Source organism: Streptomyces fradiae ATCC 10745 = DSM 40063, from assembly GCF_008704425.1.
Taxonomy (GTDB): domain Bacteria; phylum Actinomycetota; class Actinomycetes; order Streptomycetales; family Streptomycetaceae; genus Streptomyces; species Streptomyces fradiae.
On record NZ_CP023696.1, the window covers coordinates 1,295,503 to 1,310,675 of the forward strand.

At 76.1% G+C, this 15,173-nt stretch carries 13 protein-coding genes; 7 read left to right on the top strand and 6 right to left on the bottom strand.

All coding sequences use genetic code 11. The features are described from left to right. Nucleotides 1-77: 77 nt before the first annotated feature. Both CP974_RS05620 and CP974_RS05625 read left to right on the top strand, forming a co-directional pair. Nucleotides 78-2,132, top strand: coding sequence for a penicillin acylase family protein (locus CP974_RS05620; protein WP_031136166.1), 2,055 nt, complete (start codon nucleotides 78-80; stop codon nucleotides 2,130-2,132). Then, a complete protein-coding gene (locus CP974_RS05625; RefSeq protein ID WP_174887793.1) occupies nucleotides 2,129-2,815 on the top strand; it encodes a GNAT family N-acetyltransferase in 687 nt (228 codons plus the stop codon). The genes CP974_RS05620 and CP974_RS05625 overlap by 4 nt, the downstream gene beginning before the upstream one ends. A gap of 82 nt (nucleotides 2,816-2,897) precedes the next feature. Here CP974_RS05625 and CP974_RS05630 read toward each other — a convergent pair whose 3' ends face one another. Next, entirely contained in the window at nucleotides 2,898-3,998 is a 1,101-nt protein-coding gene (locus CP974_RS05630; protein ID WP_031136162.1) for an amidohydrolase family protein, read from the bottom strand. A 107-nt stretch (nucleotides 3,999-4,105) separates the two neighbouring features. Here CP974_RS05630 and CP974_RS05635 point away from each other — a divergent pair, with 107 nt between their 5' ends. Then, complete coding sequence (locus CP974_RS05635; protein ID WP_031136160.1) at nucleotides 4,106-5,215, top strand: aminotransferase class V-fold PLP-dependent enzyme; 1,110 nt, start codon at nucleotides 4,106-4,108, stop codon at nucleotides 5,213-5,215. Between the two features lie 263 nt (nucleotides 5,216-5,478). Here the strand turns inward: CP974_RS05635 and CP974_RS05640 are convergent, their stop codons facing one another. Further along, entirely contained in the window at nucleotides 5,479-6,435 is a 957-nt protein-coding gene (locus CP974_RS05640) for a LysR family transcriptional regulator (RefSeq protein ID WP_078915937.1), read from the bottom strand. Nucleotides 6,436-7,097: 662 nt separating this feature from the next. On the opposite strand from CP974_RS05640, the gene ectA reads away from it, so the two are divergent. From ectA to thpD, 4 genes are all read left to right on the top strand, one after another. Continuing rightward, the gene (gene ectA / locus CP974_RS05645; protein WP_069975864.1) at nucleotides 7,098-7,634 is read left to right on the top strand and encodes a diaminobutyrate acetyltransferase; all 537 of its coding nucleotides are present in this window, start codon (nucleotides 7,098-7,100) and stop codon (nucleotides 7,632-7,634) included. Between the two features lie 363 nt (nucleotides 7,635-7,997). Then, the gene (gene ectB, locus CP974_RS05650; RefSeq protein WP_031134619.1) at nucleotides 7,998-9,350 is read left to right on the top strand and encodes a diaminobutyrate--2-oxoglutarate transaminase; all 1,353 of its coding nucleotides are present in this window, start codon (nucleotides 7,998-8,000) and stop codon (nucleotides 9,348-9,350) included. A 228-nt stretch (nucleotides 9,351-9,578) separates the two neighbouring features. Then, complete coding sequence (locus tag CP974_RS05655; protein WP_031134621.1) at nucleotides 9,579-9,977, top strand: ectoine synthase; 399 nt, start codon at nucleotides 9,579-9,581, stop codon at nucleotides 9,975-9,977. 1 nt (nucleotide 9,978) lies between these two features. Beyond that, nucleotides 9,979-10,839: an ectoine hydroxylase gene (thpD, locus tag CP974_RS05660; RefSeq protein ID WP_031134622.1), complete on the top strand. Its 861-nt coding sequence runs from the start codon at nucleotides 9,979-9,981 to the stop codon at nucleotides 10,837-10,839. A 126-nt stretch (nucleotides 10,840-10,965) separates the two neighbouring features. Here the strand turns inward: thpD and CP974_RS05665 are convergent, their stop codons facing one another. The 4 genes from CP974_RS05665 to CP974_RS05680 form a co-directional block, all read right to left on the bottom strand. Beyond that, the gene (locus CP974_RS05665; RefSeq protein ID WP_031134624.1) at nucleotides 10,966-11,667 is read right to left on the bottom strand and encodes a DsbA family oxidoreductase; all 702 of its coding nucleotides are present in this window, start codon (nucleotides 11,665-11,667) and stop codon (nucleotides 10,966-10,968) included. A 243-nt stretch (nucleotides 11,668-11,910) separates the two neighbouring features. After that, on the bottom strand, nucleotides 11,911-12,972 hold the full coding sequence (locus CP974_RS05670) for an aminotransferase class V-fold PLP-dependent enzyme (protein ID WP_031134626.1): 1,062 nt from the start codon (nucleotides 12,970-12,972) through the stop codon (nucleotides 11,911-11,913). Nucleotides 12,973-13,048: 76 nt separating this feature from the next. After that, entirely contained in the window at nucleotides 13,049-13,444 is a 396-nt protein-coding gene (locus CP974_RS05675; RefSeq protein ID WP_031134627.1) for a VOC family protein, read from the bottom strand. A 90-nt stretch (nucleotides 13,445-13,534) separates the two neighbouring features. Further along, the gene (locus tag CP974_RS05680; protein ID WP_031134629.1) at nucleotides 13,535-15,064 is read right to left on the bottom strand and encodes an aldehyde dehydrogenase family protein; all 1,530 of its coding nucleotides are present in this window, start codon (nucleotides 15,062-15,064) and stop codon (nucleotides 13,535-13,537) included. Between the last annotated feature and the right edge of the window lie 109 nt (nucleotides 15,065-15,173).

Here is a 15,173-nt window from a genome sequence, read left to right on the forward strand (position 1 = left end):
CTCGGGCGCCGTGGATTGCTTTCACGCCACCCCTGACTTAGGTTAGGCCAGCCTTACCTAAAGAGATCGGGACGACAGTGAGCATCGAGGTCTTCCGGGACGCCTGGGGCATCCCGCATCTGCGCGCCGGCGACCCGCTGGAGCTCGCCCGCGCCCAGGGCCGCGTCACGGCCCTCGACCGGGCGTGGCAGCTGGAGGTCGAGCGGCACCGCGCCCAGGGCACCACGGCCGCGTTCCTCGGCCCGGACGCCGTCGAGTGGGACGTCTTCGCCCGCCGCGTACGGCTCGCCGACACCGCCCGGCGCTGCCTCGCCCGACTGGACGACGCCACCCGCGCCTGGGTCGCGGCGTACACCGACGGGGTCAACGAGGGGCTCGCCGAAGGCGCCCGCCGCAGCGGCGAGTTCGCCGCCACCGACCTGGAACCGGGCGTCTGGGAGCCCTGGGTGCCGCTGGGCGTCTGGCTGTCGACCCACATCCTCTTCGCCGGCTTCCCGACGAAGCTGTGGCGCGAACACGTCGCCCGCACCCTCGGCGACGAGGCGACCGAGCTGTTCGCGACGGACGGCCCCGGCACCTCCGGCAGCAACGGCTGGCTGGTCACGGCCGACCGGACCGCCACCGGCGCCGCGCTGCTCGCCGGGGACCCGCACCGCTTCATCGAGGCGCCCGGCGTCTACCAGCAGATCCGCCTCGCCTGCCCCGGCTACGACGTCGTCGGCCTCGCCGTGCCCGGCGTCCCCGGACTGGCGCACTTCGGCCACACCGGCAGTGTCGCCTGGGCCATCACCAACGCCATGGCCGACTACCAGGACGTCTACCGCGAACGGCTGCGCCGCCGCCCCGACGGCACCCCGGAGGCCCTCGGCCCCGACGGGTGGCGGCCCGCCCGCGCCCACACCGAGACCGTCGAGGTCCGGGGCGCCGACCCGGTCCCCGTGGAGGTGGTGGAGACCGAGCGCGGGCCGGTCATCGTCCCCGACGACGGCGAGGGCGGGGCGCTGAGCCTGCGCCACCCGCCGCGCGTCACCGGCGACCTGGGCTTCGCCGCGCTGCCCGCGCTGCTCGCCGCGCGGACCGTCGGCGACGTCGACCGGGCCTTCGACCGCTGGGTGGAGCCCGTGAACGTCGTGCAGGCCGCCGACACCGCGGGCGGCACGCTCCATCGGGTCGCCGGGCACGTCCCCGTACGGCCGCGCGCCAACCGGCTGCGGGTCGTACCGGCGTGGGAGGCCGCGCACGCGTGGCGGGGCCGGTACGAGCCGCTCCCGCGCGCCGACGTGGACGGCTTCGCCGTGATGGCCAACGAGCGGGGGCTCGCCGGGCCGCTGGGCGTCGAGTTCGCGCCGCCGCACCGGGCGGAGCGGATCACCCGCCTGCTGGAGGCGTCGCGGGAGTGGACGGCGCCGGACATGGCGGCCGTGCACACCGACACCCGACTCGCCTCGGCCCGCCCGCTGCTGGACCTCGCCTCCGGGCTCGACGGCCTGACCGCCGAGGCCGCCGCCGTGCGCGACCGGCTGCTGCGCTGGGACCTGCGCATGGCCGCCGACAGCGAGGACGCCGCGCTGTACGCCGCCGTGCGGGCCGGGGTCGTACGCCGGATCGCCGCGCACCCGGTGTTCGCCGGGCTCGCGGACCTCCCTGCGTACCCGGCGCTGTTCGCGCCGTGGCTGGCGCCGCTCCCGCGCGTCGCCTACGCCCTGGAGACGCTGCTGACGGCCGGGCCCGTGCCGCCCGCCGACCGGGCCGGGGCCGTGCGGGGCGCGCTGGAGGAGGCCGCCGCCGCCCCGCCGGCCGGGCCCTGGGGCGCCACGCACCGGCTCGCCCCGTGGGCGGCGCTGCCCGACGGGGACGACGACGCCCGGTGGCCCGGCCTGGACGGGGACCACGACTGCGTGCTCTCCACCTCCAGCGTGCCCGGCGTCACCGACCGGAGCGCCCGCGGCCCGGCCGCCCGCTACGTCTGGGACCTGGCACGCCGTGAGGACAGCCTGTGGGTGGTGCCGTTCGGCGCCTCGGGCGTCCCCGGCGACCCGCACCGGCGCGACCAGCTGCCGCTGTGGCTGCGCGGCGGACTCGTCCCCGTGATCACCGACTGGAACCGGCTCAGCAAGGAGCACCCCGCATGACCCCCGACAACCACGGCCCCGCGGCTTCCGCCGAGGCCGCCGGCTCCGTCGCCTCCGCCGGGGCGCCCGGCGCCAGGGCGGGCGCCGCCGCGTACGCAACCGCCGCGTACGCAACCGCCGTGTACGGAACCGCCGTGTACGAGCGCACCGTGGACGGCTTCGGCACGGTCCGCGTCGTCCCCCTCGACCCGGACCGGGACGCCCCGCTGGTGCACTCCTGGGTGAGCGAGGAGCGGGCCCGGTTCTGGGGCATGCGGGGCGCGAGCGTGGAGGACGTCCGGGGCGTCTACGCCCACCTGGACACGCTGACCACGCACCACGCGTTCCTGGCGCTCCGCGACGGCGTCCCGGTGGCGCTGTTCCAGACGTACGACCCGGAGGCGGACCGGGTCTCCGAGTGCTACGAGGCGCGCCCCGGCGACATCGGCGTCCACCTGCTGCTGGCGCCCGCCGCCGCCCCGGAGCCCGGTTTCACCGGGCACGTGCTGGGGGTGCTCACCGCGTACTGCCTCTCCACCCACGAGCGGATCGTGGTCGAGCCGGACGCGGCGAACGACAAGGCCGTGGCGCTGTTGGCCCGCAGCGGCTTCGAGGTGGGCCCGGAGGTGGTCCTCCCGGAGGTCGTGCTCCCGGAGGTCCACCTCCCGGCGAAGCGGGCGCGACTGGCGTTCCTCACCCGCTGATCCCGCCGGCCTGGCGGCCCGGTGGCCTGGCGGCTGGGTGGCCTGGTGGCCCCGCGGCCCGGTGGCGTGCCCGGCCGGCGGGTCAGAGGACGACGCGGCCGTTGAGGACGACCCGGCGGGGCGCCGCCAGGACCCGCACGTCGGCGCGCGGGTCCTCGTCGTAGACGACCAGGTCGGCGGGGGCGCCCTCCTCCAGCGCGGGGCGCCCCAGCCAGGCGCGGGCCGCCCAGGTGGTCGCGGAGAGCGCGTCGAGCGGCGGGATGCCGGCCTTGGCCAGTTCGGCCACCTCGGCGGCCACCAGCCCGTGCGGGAGGGAACCGCCCGCGTCGGTGCCGACGAACACGGGGATGCCCGCGTCGTACGCGGCGCGGACCGTGTCGTAGCGCCGCTCGTGCAGCCGCCGCATGTGGCCGGCCCAGCGCGGGAACTTCTCCTCCCCTCCGGCGGCGAGACGCGGGAACGTGGCGATGTTCACCAGGGTCGGCACGATCGCGACCCCGCGCTCCGCGAACAGCGGGATCGTCTCCTCGGTCAGGCCCGTGGCGTGCTCCACGCAGTCAATGCCCGCCTCCACCAGGTCCCGCAGCGACTCCTCGGCGAAGCAGTGGGCGGTGACGCGGGCGCCGAGCCGGTGCGCCTCCGCGATGGCCGCCTCCACCTCGGCGCGCGGCCAGCAGGCGGCCAGGTCGCCCGCGTCCCGGTCGATCCAGTCGCCGACCAGCTTCACCCAGCCGTCGCCGCGCCGCGCCTCGCGGGCCACGTACGCGACGAGGTCGGCGGGCTCGATCTCGTGCGCGTAGTTGCGGATGTACCGGCGGGTGCGGGCGATGTGCCGCCCCGCGCGGATGATCTTCGGCAGGTCGTCGCGGTCGTCGATCCACCGGGTGTCCGCGGCGGACCCGGCGTCGCGCAGCAGCAGGGCGCCCGCGTCGCGGTCGGTCAGGGCCTGCTTCTCGCTGGTCGCCTCGTCCACGGCGCCGTGCGCGTCGATGCCGACGTGGCAGTGCGCGTCCACCAGGCCGGGCAGCGCCCAGCCGGTCACCGTGCGGACGTCGGCCGCGAGGGGCCCGGCGGGCCGGGTGTAGGTGACCCGGCCGTCCACGACCCACAGTTCGTCGCGGACGTCCTGCGGACCGACGAGCACCCGCCCCTTCACATGCAGTACCACCATGCGATCGCTCATGTCCGGCACTGTACGAGGCGCTGGGTACGCTCGGCTGGGCGCCCCCGCGGCCCGTACCGGGCGGGCGGGCGCCCGAGGACCCCCGAGAACGTGAGAGAGCGACCGCCGTGACCCAGCCCCACCCCTTCCTGGACCTGCCCCCGCTGACCGCGGACCGCTTCGCCGCGATCGAGCGGCGCGTGGCCGACCTGCTCGCCACCGGGCAGGACGTGGTGATCACGCAGGGCGAGGCGCTGCTGCCGCTGGAGGGGTGCGTGCGCGGCGGCGCCCGGCCCGGCTCGACCGCGCTGAACGTCGTCACCGGCCCGTACGGGCAGACCTTCGGCGGCTGGCTGCGCGACTGCGGGGCGACCGTGGTGGACCTGGAGGTGCCGTTCCACCGGGCGGTCACCGCCGAGGAGGTCGAGCGGGCGCTGGCTGCGCACCCGGAGACCGACTTCGTGTCGCTCGTGCACGCCGAGGCGGCGACCGGCAACACCAACCCGGTCGCCGCGATCGGCGAGGTCGTACGGGCGCACGGGGCGCTGTTCATGCTGGACGCGGTGGCGTCGGTGGGCGCGGAGCCGCTGCTGCCCGACGCGTGGGGCGTCGACCTGTGCGTGATCGGCGCGCAGAAGGCGCTGGGCGGCCCGGCGGGCGTGTCGGCCGTGTCGGTGAGCGGCCGGGCGTGGGAGCGGTTCGCCGCCAATCCGCGGGCGCCGCGCCGCTCGTACCTGTCGCTGCTCGACTGGAAGGAGCGCTGGATCGACGGCGGCCGGCGCGCGCTGCTGCACGCCCCGGCGCAGCTGGAGATGCTGGCGCTGGAGGCGTGCCTGGAGCGGGTCGACGCGGAGGGCGGCCTGCCCGCGCTGACGGCCCGCCACGCGTCGGCCGCGGCGGCGGTGCGGGCCGGTGCGGTGGCGCTGGGCGGCGGCCTGGAGCCGTACGTGCACGACGCGGCCGACGCGGCCCCCGTCGCGACGACCCTGCGCACCCCGGAGGGGGTGGACGCGGCGGCGCTGGTGGCGAAGGCGCTGGCCGCGGACCCGTCGGCGCCGCTCGCGGCGGGCGGTGGGGCGCTGGCCCGCGAGATGGTGCGGGTCAACCACTACGGCCCGGCCGCGACCCCGGAGGCCGTACGGGCGTCCCTCGCGGCCCTCGGCGCCGCGCTGGCGTCCCTGGGCCGCCCGGTGGCCCCGCAGGCGGCGCTGGAGGCGTCCGCGGGCGCCTGGGGGTGACCTCGCGGGTCCCCCCTTCCCCCTCGCGCCCGTCCGGGCGTGCCGGGAGGGTGCCCGCCGGGGGCGGGCGGGTACCGGACGGGCGGATGCGGGGGCGGGCGGGTACCGGACGGGTGTGTATCGGGGCGGGCGCGCCCCGGACGGACGCGTTCCGCTCTGGGCAGGTGGGCGCCGAGGCGGGCGCGCCCCGGGCGGGCGGGCGCCGGACGTCGGGCGGGCGCCGGACGTCGGGTGGGCGCCGGACGTCGGGGGGGCGCCGGACGTCAGGTGGGTGTCGCCCTCGCCGTGCACGGTGGCGGGGCCTGGGCCGGCGCCGGGCGGGGCCGCGGGGTCCGGTGCGGCGGCATGGGGTCCGCCGTGGCGGTGAGCGCCTCCAGCAGGGCCGCGACCGCCGGGGCGAGCCGGCCCGGCCGTACCGCCAGGGAGACCGGCACGCGGGGCGCCCGCAGCGGCCGGAACGCCAGGCGGCGGTCGCGCGGCAGCGGGACCACAGGGTGGAACACCGTCCAGGACGGTTCGGCCGCGGACGCCAGGTCGTCGAGCGTGGCCGCCAGGGTGGTGAACGGCGGGCCCGGCGTCCAGCCCGGGACGGCGGCCGTGACCAGGTCGTGCAGGGCCGGATTGGCCTCGCGCGGCGCCAGCCGCAGCGGCAGCCGGGCGAGCCGGGCCGGGTGCGGCTCGTCCAGCGCGGCGAGCGGGTGCCCGGCCGGCAGGGCGGCCAGCAGCGGCTCCGTCCACACCGGGTACAGGGCGATCCCGTCCGCCCGGCACACCGTCCGGACGAGCGCCGCGTCGAAGGTGCCCGAGCGGACCGCCGCGAGCCGCCCCTCCTGCGGGGCGCGCTCCAGCCGCACCCGGAGCCGGGGCCGCCGCTCGGCGAGCGCGCCCAGCGCCCGGTACACGCGGTCGGCGAAGGCCCTGCTGGTGCCGAGCCGCACGATGCCCTCCGTACCGGCCGCGATGCCCTCCGCGGTCTCCCGGACCCGCTCGGCCGCCGCGACCGCCGCCCGCGCCTCGGGCAGCAGTCGCTCCCCCGCGGCGGTGAGCCGTACGTGCCGGGGAGGCGCCCCGCGCTCGAACAGCCGCAGGCCCAGCTCCTTCTCCAGGGCGTCGATCCGGCGCCCCACCTCTGCCTCGGGGGCCTCCAGCCGCTCGGCCGCCCGCCCGAAGCCGAGTTCCTCGGCCACGGCGACGAAGTGCTCCAGCTGACGCAGTTCCACTGCCGCCCCCACCCGCCCTCACTGTTCGCTGCCCGACCCGTGCGCCCGTCCGCCCGGCTCCCCGGTTCCGGTCGCTCAACGACCGGGCGGGGGCGGACTCTTCCCCATGTGTACGGGCAGACGGCGAAGAGCGCGAGCACTCCACGCGGCGGGGACGGGGAACCGGCCGCCGGGCCCGGCGAAGGTGCGGCGGCGGACGGCGGACAGCAGAAGGCGGCGAGCGGAGGGCAGAGGACAGAGGGCGTGGGGCGGACGATCGCGATCGGGCCGCGCCCGCGAGCGGCGAGCGGCCACGGGCAGGGACGGGGGGCGGGGACGACTTGCTTTTCCCCCGCCGTAGGCGGGATATTCCCCGGATGAATTCCCTGCGTTTCCCGTGGTTCACCATGGGCAGCTTCCCGCATTCTCCTGCCCGGTTTCCGTGATCCTAAACGCAGGGTTTCCAGAACGATTCCGCACCGATCTGACGTCGTGTCAAGCGCCTTTCCCGGGTGTGACGCACTCCACACAGCGCCCGGATTGTCCGGACATGTACGGGCGTAACGCCCGCAACTGCGGCACCTTTCACCGCGTCCCGCGCACGCGTGATAACACAGCATTCCTTTGCACCCAAGACCTCGCACCGATGCAATCCAAGGAATTGCTGGGTAAGTTTCATCCGCATGACCGCCGCACAAGCAGAAGTTGCACGTGCCCGTTACGAATTCATCGAAAGTCCGCGCGTGGAGGACGGAGCCGCGATCTGGCGCATCGCCCGGGACTCGCGGGTGCTGGATCTCAACTCCTCGTACAGCTACCTCCTGTGGTGCCGCGACTTCGCCGCCACCTCCCTGGTCGCGCGCGGTGACGACGGCGAGCCGATCGCCTTCGTCACCGGCTACCTGCGCCCCGACCGGCCCGGGACCCTCGTCGTCTGGCAGGTCGCCGTCGACCACGCGCACCGGGGCCGGGGGCTGGCCGCCACGCTGCTCGACGAGCTGACCGCGCGGCTCGCGGACCGGGGGGTCCACACCGTCGAGACGACCGTCACCCCGGACAACACGGCCTCCGACCGGCTGTTCACCTCCTTCGCCGAGCGGCGGGGCGCGTCCCTGGAGCGCGAGGTGCTGTTCGACGGCGCGCTGTTCCCCGAGGCGACGCACGAGCCCGAGGTGCTGTACCGCATCCAGCCGGTGACCGGCGCCGTACGCCCGGACTGACCCCGGTCCGCCCGGCCGGGCGAGCCGCGGGCGCACGCCGGGCGACACACGCCGGCACCGCGCCCTTCGCACCGGCTCCACGCCGGCCCGCGACCGCGCCGCGCACCGGCCGGCCGCGCACCGGCCGGCGACCGCGCACCCACCCCCGCGCCGGCCCGGCACCGGGCCGGGCGGGCCCGTCGCACCGCGGCCGGTCAGAGCCGCCGCCCGTACCGCGGCGGCCGGCGCGGGAGCCGCCCCGGACCGGCTCGGGGGCCGCCCCCGACCGGCTCGGGAGCCGGCCCGTGAGGCGCCGGCCGGGACCGTGCGCCACCGGTGCGCCCGCCCCCACACGTCTTCCACTTCACGCAGGAGTGATCAACCATGACCATCACCCCGTCCGCAGGCCCCTCCCCCGCCCCCGCCGCGCCGTTCCCCGGCGGCGGCGCGGGCTACGGCGACGCCCCCGCCGCCCCGCTCGGCGTCTTCGAGGCCCTGGAGTCGGAGGTGCGCAGCTACTGCCGCGGCTGGCCCGTCGTGTTCGACCGCGCGCAGGGCGCCCGTCTCACCGACGAGGACGGCCACACGTACCTGGACTTCTTCGCCGGGGCCGGCTCCCTCAACTACGGCCACAACAACCCCGTCCTGAAACGCGCCCTGCTCGACTACCTGGAGCGGGACGGCATCACGCACGGCCTCGACATGGCGACGACGGCCAAGCGGGCGTTCCTGGAGACGTTCCACGAGCTCGTGCTGCGCCCCCGCGACCTGCCGTACAAGGTGATGTTCCCCGGCCCGACCGGCACCAACGCCGTGGAGGCGGCGCTGAAGCTGGCCCGCAAGGTGAAGGGCCGCGAGGCGATCGTGTCGTTCACCAACGCCTTCCACGGGATGTCGCTGGGCTCGCTCGCCGTGACCGGCAACGCCTTCAAGCGGGCCGGCGCGGGCGTCCCGCTGGTGCACGGCACGCCGATGCCGTTCGACAACTACCTGGACGGGCAGGTCCCCGACTTCCTGTGGTTCGAGCGGCTGCTGGAGGACAGCGGCTCCGGGCTCAACCACCCGGCCGCCGTCATCGTGGAGACCGTGCAGGGCGAGGGCGGCATCAACGTGGCCCGCCCCGAGTGGCTGCGGGCCCTCGCCGACCTGTGCCGCCGCCGCGACATGCTGCTGATCGTCGACGACATCCAGATGGGCTGCGGCCGCACCGGCGCGTTCTTCTCCTTCGAGGAGGCCGGGATCACCCCGGACATCGTCACGGTCTCCAAGTCCATCAGCGGCTACGGGCTGCCGATGTCGCTGTGCCTCTTCCGGCCGGAGCTGGACGTGTGGGGCCCGGGGGAGCACAACGGCACGTTCCGGGGCAACAACCCGGCGTTCGTCACCGCGACGGCGGCGCTCGGCACGTACTGGGCGGACGGGGGCATGGAGCGGCAGACCCGGGCGCGCGGGGAGCAGGTCGAGCAGGCGCTGCTGACCATCTGCGACGAGAACTCCGCGGACGGCGCCCGGTACCGGGGCCGGGGCCTGGTGTGGGGCCTGGAGTTCACCGAGAAGGAGCGGGCCTCGCGGATCTGCGCGCGCGCCTTCGAGCTGGGCCTGCTGGTGGAGACGTCCGGCCCGGAGAGCGAGGTCGTGAAGCTGCTGCCGCCGCTGACGATCACGCCGGAGGAGCTGGACGAGGGCCTGCGGGCGCTGGCCCGCGCGGTGCGCGAGACGGCCGCGCGCCCGGCCTGAGGCGCGCCGGCCCCCGGCCCCGGCTCCGTACGAGCGCTACGGGCCGGGGGCCGGGCCCGGCCGTAGCGTGCCCCTTCCCGGGCCGCCGGGCCCGAGTGCCGGCCGCGTAACCACTGGTGCCGGCCGCGTACCGACCGGTACTCGGCCACGCACCGACTGGTACCGGCCGCGTACCGAACGACCGAGAACGAACAGACGAACGAGCACGAAACGAGAGGTGCGGTCACCGTGATCGTCCGATCCCTGCAGGAGATCGAGAACACCGAGCGCCATGTGAAGGCCGCGTCGGGCACGTGGGAGAGCAAGCGGCTCGTCCTCGCCCGCGAGAAGGTCGGCTTCTCCCTGCACGAGACGGTGCTGTACGCGGGCACGGAGACGTCGATGTGGTACGCGAACCACATCGAGGCCGTGCTGTGCGTGGAGGGCGAGGCCGAGCTGACCGACCACGAGACGGGCGAGGTCCACTGGATCCGGCCCGGCACGATGTACCTCCTCGACGGCCACGAGCGCCACACGCTGCGCCCCAAGACCGACTTCCGGTGCGTGTGCGTGTTCAACCCGCCCGTGACCGGCCGGGAGGACCACGACGAGAACGGCGTCTACCCGCTGCTGACGGAGGAGGACTGAAGTGACGGAGGACCTGTATCCCACGCGCGGCACGACCGAGGTCGTCACCCCCCGCCGCGACCCGGTCGTCTGGGGGCCGCTCGACCCGGAGCTGGAGGCGTTCGAGCGGGACGGCTTCCTCCCGGTGGAGGAGCTGCTGACCGACGAGGAGGTGGCCGTCTACCGCGCCGAGCTGGACCGCCTGGTCGCGGACCCGGCCGTACGGGCGGACGAGCGGTCCATCGTGGAGCCCCGGTCGCAGGCCGTGCGGTCGGTGTTCGAGGTGCACCGGATCAGCGACGTGTTCGCGAAGCTGGTGCGGGACGAGCGGGTCGTCGGCATGGCGCGGCGCATCCTCGGCTCCGACGTGTACGTCCACCAGTCGCGGATCAACGTGAAGCCCGGGTTCGGGGCGTCCGGGTTCTACTGGCACTCGGACTTCGAGACCTGGCACGCGGAGGACGGGCTGCCCCGGATGCGGACCGTGTCGGTGTCCATCGCGCTCACCCGCAACCACGACACCAACGGCGCCCTGATGATCATGCCGGGGTCGCACCGGACGTTCCTGGGGTGCGCCGGGGAGACCCCGAAGGACAACTACAAGAAGTCGCTGCAGATGCAGGACGCGGGCACCCCGTCGGACGAGGCGCTGACCCGCCTGGCGGACGCGCACGGCATCCGGCTGTTCACCGGGCGGGCCGGCTCGGCCACCTGGTTCGACTGCAACGCCATGCACGGCTCGGGCGACAACATCACGCCGTACGCGAGGAGCAACGTCTTCATCGTGTTCAACAGCGTGGAGAACGCGGCGGTGGAGCCCTTCGCGGCCCCGGTCCGCCGCCCGGAGTTCATCGGCGCGAGGGACTTCACGCCGGTGCGGTGACCCGCCGTCCGACGCTCACGGGCCCGCCTCCGCACGACGCGGGGCGGGCCCGTCGGCGTGCCGCGCGCCCGGGCGGGCCCGGCGCACCGCGTCCGCGCCCGCGGCCGTTCCGTTCCCCCCGGACGGTCAGACCGCGCAGGCGCCGTCCGCCTCGCAGCCGGGTGCCGGGCCGGCCGCCGCGGGCTCCACGGCGCGGCCCTGCCACGCCTGCTCCAGGGCGCGGGTGAACACCTCGGCGGGCTGCCCGCCGGACACGCCGTAGCGGCGGTCGAAGACGAAGAAGGGCACCCCCGTCGCGCCGAGTTCGGCGGCCTCCCGCTCGTCGGCCCGCACCCGGTCCGCGTACGCGGCGCCGTCCGCGAGCACGGCGCGCGCCTCGGCCTCGTCGAGCCCCGCCTCGACGGCGAGCCGGACGAGGTCGCCGTGGTCGTACACGGAGCGCTCCTCCGCGAAGTTGGCCCGGTAGGCCAGGTCGAGCAGGGCCTCCTGGCGGCCCCGGTCCGCGGCGAGGTGGAGGAGCCGGTGGACGTCGAAGGTGCTGCCGTGCAGGCGCCCCTCCACCCGGTACGGCAGGCCCTGCCCGTGCGCGACGGAGGCGACGTGCTCCTCCATGGCGGCGGCCTCCTCGCGGGTGCGCCCGTACTTGGCGGCCAGCATGTCCACGACGGGCGCGACCTCGCCGCGGGGGCGCTCCGGGTCGAGCTCGAAGGACCGGTACACCACCTCGACCCGGTCCCGGTGCGGGAACGCGGCCAGCCCCTCCTCGAAGCGGGCCTTCCCGATGTAGCACCAGGGGCAGGCGATGTCGCTCCAGATCTCGACGCGCATGACGGGGTCTCTCCAGGTCGTGGGGGTACGGAAGGCGAACGGGTGCGGAGGGCCCCTCCGCACCACCGGCTCCCAACACCGCCGACCCCCGCCGCATTCCCGTCCCCCGCAACCGCCCGGCGCCCCGGGCCGGGGCCCGACCGGCGCCCGGGCGGAGACGCAGGGCCCCCGCGGCGGCGGTGGTCAGGGGTGATCGAGCCGGATCCGGGCCGCGGCGGTCGCCGCACGGGGCCGGACCGGTGCTCAGCCGCGCCCGGCCAGTGCGGTGAGGACGTCCAGCGCGCGGTCCACGTCGGCGGCCGAGTTGTAGAGGTGGAACGACGCCCGCAGGTTCCCGGCGCGCCCCGCCGTGACGACGCCGGCCTCGGCGAGCCGCGGCACCAGGTGGCCCAGCCCCCGGACGCTGACGATCGGCGACTCGCCGCCCACGGCCTCGTACCCGGACGCGACCACTCCGTCGAGGAAGCGCCTCGCCAGCGTCGTGACGTGCGCGTGCACGGTGTCGACGCCGATCTCCCGGAGCAGGGCCAGCGACTGCTCGGCGCCGTGGTAGGCGAGGAAGGCCGGGGGTTCGTCGTAGCGCCGCACGTCGCCGGCGAGGTGCTCGACGGGGCCGTAGGTGCTGGCGTACGGGTCCTCGCCCGCGCACCAGCCCGCGTGGAGGGGGATCAGGGAATCCTGCGCCTCCTCGGTGACGGTCAGGAAGGACGCGCCGCGCGGGCACAGCAGGTACTTGAAGCCACCGGTGACGGTGTAGTCGTGGGCTCCGGCGTCCAGCGGCAGCCAGCCCGCCGACTGGGTCGCGTCGGCCAGCGTGCGCGCCCCGTGCGCGGCGGCGGCCTCGCGGATCGCGGCCAGGTCGGCGACCCGCCCGTCGGCCGACTGGACGGACGAGAACGCGACGAGGGCGGTGCCGGGCCGCACGGCGTCGGCCAGCCGCTCCAGGGGCGCGGACCGCGTCCTCAGGTCGCCGCGCACCGCGAACGGAGTCATGACCGAGCTGAACTCGCCCTCGGGGTAGAGGACTTCCGCCTCGGCCGGAAGCGATGCCGCGATCAGGCCGACGTGCACGGAGACGGAGCCGCCGACGGCGACCCGGTCCGCTCCGACCCCGGCGAGCCGGGCGAAGCCGGCGCGCGCGGCGGCCACCGCCTCGAAACTGCCGGAGCCGTCGGGTCGCCCGCTCGCGTTCTGCTCGGCGAGGAGCTTCACCGCCTCGACGGTCCTGCGGGGCAGCAGCCCACAGGTGGACGTGTTCAGATACGTCTGCGCGGGCGCGAACTCGGCGCCTCCCAGGGTGTCCATGCACTCACCCTGGGACACCCCCCGCCATAAGTCAATCAAGGGTTGATTCATTAATGACCCAAGCATCACTTATGAGTCACAGGGGTTCGTCGGGCTGGATGAGGTCCCAGCGGTTGCCGTACAGGTCGCGGAAGACGGCGACCGTGCCGTACGGCTCGCGGCGCGGGGCCTCCTCGAAGACGACCCCGGCGGCGCGCATCCGCTCGTGGTCGCGGTCGAAGTCGCCGGTGTGGAGGAAGAAGCCGACGCGCCCCCCGGTCTGGTCCCCCACCCGGTCCTCCTGGGCCGGGCCTGCGGCCCTCGCCAGGAGCAGGCCGGTCTCGCGGGAGCCGGGCGGCGCGACCACCACCCAGCGCTTCCCGCCGCCGAGGGGGGTGTCCTCCCTCAGCTCGAACCCGAGGTCCCGCGTGTAGTGGGCGATCGCCTCGTCGTAGTCGCGTACGACCACGGTGACCAGTCCGAGGTGGGGCATGGACCGATCATGCCGCGCCTCGGACGGGGGCGTGCCGGGGCCCGGGTGGCCGGGGGCCCGGGTGGCCAAAGGCCCGGGTGGCCGGGCGGGTCAGCGCTCCAGGACGCCGTCCACGCGGCGGGGGAGCTTCAGGGGGTTGTCGTCGCGCAGTTCCGCGGGGAGGAGGGCGTGGGGGGTCGACTGGTAGGCGACCGGGCGGAGCCAGCGGTCGATCGCCGTGCCGCCCACCGACGTGGACGGGGACGTCGCCGCCGGGTACGGGCCGCCGTGCTGCTGGGCGTACGCCACCGCGACGCCCGTGGGCCAGCCGTTGACGACGAGGCGGCCCGCGAGGGGGGTGAGCGCCGCGAGGAGCGCCGCGCCGGGGCCCTCGCCCGCCGCCTCCCCGGACGAGACGTGCAGCGTCGCCGTGAGGTTGCCGGGCAGGCGGGACAGCACGCGCGCGACCTCGTCCTCCGACGCGTACCGGGCGAGGACCGTGACCGGGCCGAAGCACTCCTCCAGCAGCAGGTCGTGCGGCCCCTCCTCGGTGAGGCGGGCGGCCGGGACGGTGAGGAAGCCCGCCGCCACGGTGCGCTCGCCGGCCGCACCGGGGGCGACGGGCGCCCCGACGTCCGGGAGCGCGGCCCGCTCGGCGACCCCGGCGACGAAGCCGTCCCGCATCCGCCCGTCGAGGAGGACGCCCTCGGGCACGGCCGCCACCGCCTCGGCGAGGGCGCCGGCCAGCCGGTCGCCCGCCGGGCCCGCCGGGGCGAGCACCAGGCCCGGCTTGACGCAGAACTGGCCGGTGCCCAGCGTCATCGAGCCGGCCAGACCGGTGCCGATCTCCTCGGCCCGCTCGGCGGCGGCGGCGCCGGTCACCACGACCGGGTTGAGGGAGCCCAGTTCGCCGTGGAACGGGATGGGCACCGGCCGGGCCGCCGCCGCGTCGAAGAGCGCCCGGCCGCCCCGTACGGAGCCGGTGAACCCGGCCGCGGCGACCAGCGGGTGGCGGACCAGCCCGACCCCGGCGTCGAAGCCGTGGACCAGGCCGACGACCGCCTCGGGCAGGCCGTGCGCGGCGGCGGCGTCGCGCAGCGCCGCGGCGGCCAGCTCGGAGGTGGCCGGGTGGTCGGGGTGCGCCTTGACCACGACGGGGCAGCCGGCCGCCAGGGCGCTGGCCGTGTCCCCGCCGGGCACGGAGAAGGCGAAGGGGAAGTTCGACGCGGCGTACACGGCGACGACACCGAGCGGCACCTTGTAGCGGCGCAGGTCGGGGACGGGCGGGGTCGCCGACGCGTCCGGGTGGTCGATGATCACGTCCAGGAACGCGCCCTCGTCGACGATGGCCGCGAAGGCGCGCAACTGGTAGCAGGTGCGGGCGAGTTCGCCGGTGAGGCGGGGCGCGCCGAGGGCGGTCTCGGCGTCCGCGGTCTCGACCAGCCGGTCCCGCGCCGCTTCGAGCCGGTCGGCCGCCGTGTGCAGGAAGGCCGCGCGGACGGCGCGGTCGGCCAGCGCGGCGCGCGCGTCGTGGGCGGCGCGGACGGCGCGGTCGACGTCGCGGGCGGACGCCTCCGCCGCGACGCGCTCCCGGCGCTCACCGGTGCGGGGGTCGAGACTCCAGACTTCTGCTGCGGACACTGCGGACGTCCTCTCCGGCTGTGCGCTTCCCGCCTGTTCGGTACTCTGAACGGCGTTCCTGATCGTGAATGCCCGGGAACTCTATTGACGCGCGTCCGAAGGGGTCAAG

Coding starts and splice junctions, on each gene's coding strand:
- ectA (WP_069975864.1), top strand. CDS start 7,098: ATGACCGCCGCACAAGCAGAAGTTGCACGTGCCCGTTACGAATTCATC.
- CP974_RS05665 (WP_031134624.1), bottom strand. CDS start 11,667: ATGCGCGTCGAGATCTGGAGCGACATCGCCTGCCCCTGGTGCTACATC.
- CP974_RS05630 (WP_031136162.1), bottom strand. CDS start 3,998: ATGAGCGATCGCATGGTGGTACTGCATGTGAAGGGGCGGGTGCTCGTC.
- CP974_RS05670 (WP_031134626.1), bottom strand. CDS start 12,972: ATGGACACCCTGGGAGGCGCCGAGTTCGCGCCCGCGCAGACGTATCTG.
- CP974_RS05675 (WP_031134627.1), bottom strand. CDS start 13,444: ATGCCCCACCTCGGACTGGTCACCGTGGTCGTACGCGACTACGACGAG.
- ectB (WP_031134619.1), top strand. CDS start 7,998: ATGACCATCACCCCGTCCGCAGGCCCCTCCCCCGCCCCCGCCGCGCCG.
- CP974_RS05625 (WP_174887793.1), top strand. CDS start 2,129: ATGACCCCCGACAACCACGGCCCCGCGGCTTCCGCCGAGGCCGCCGGC.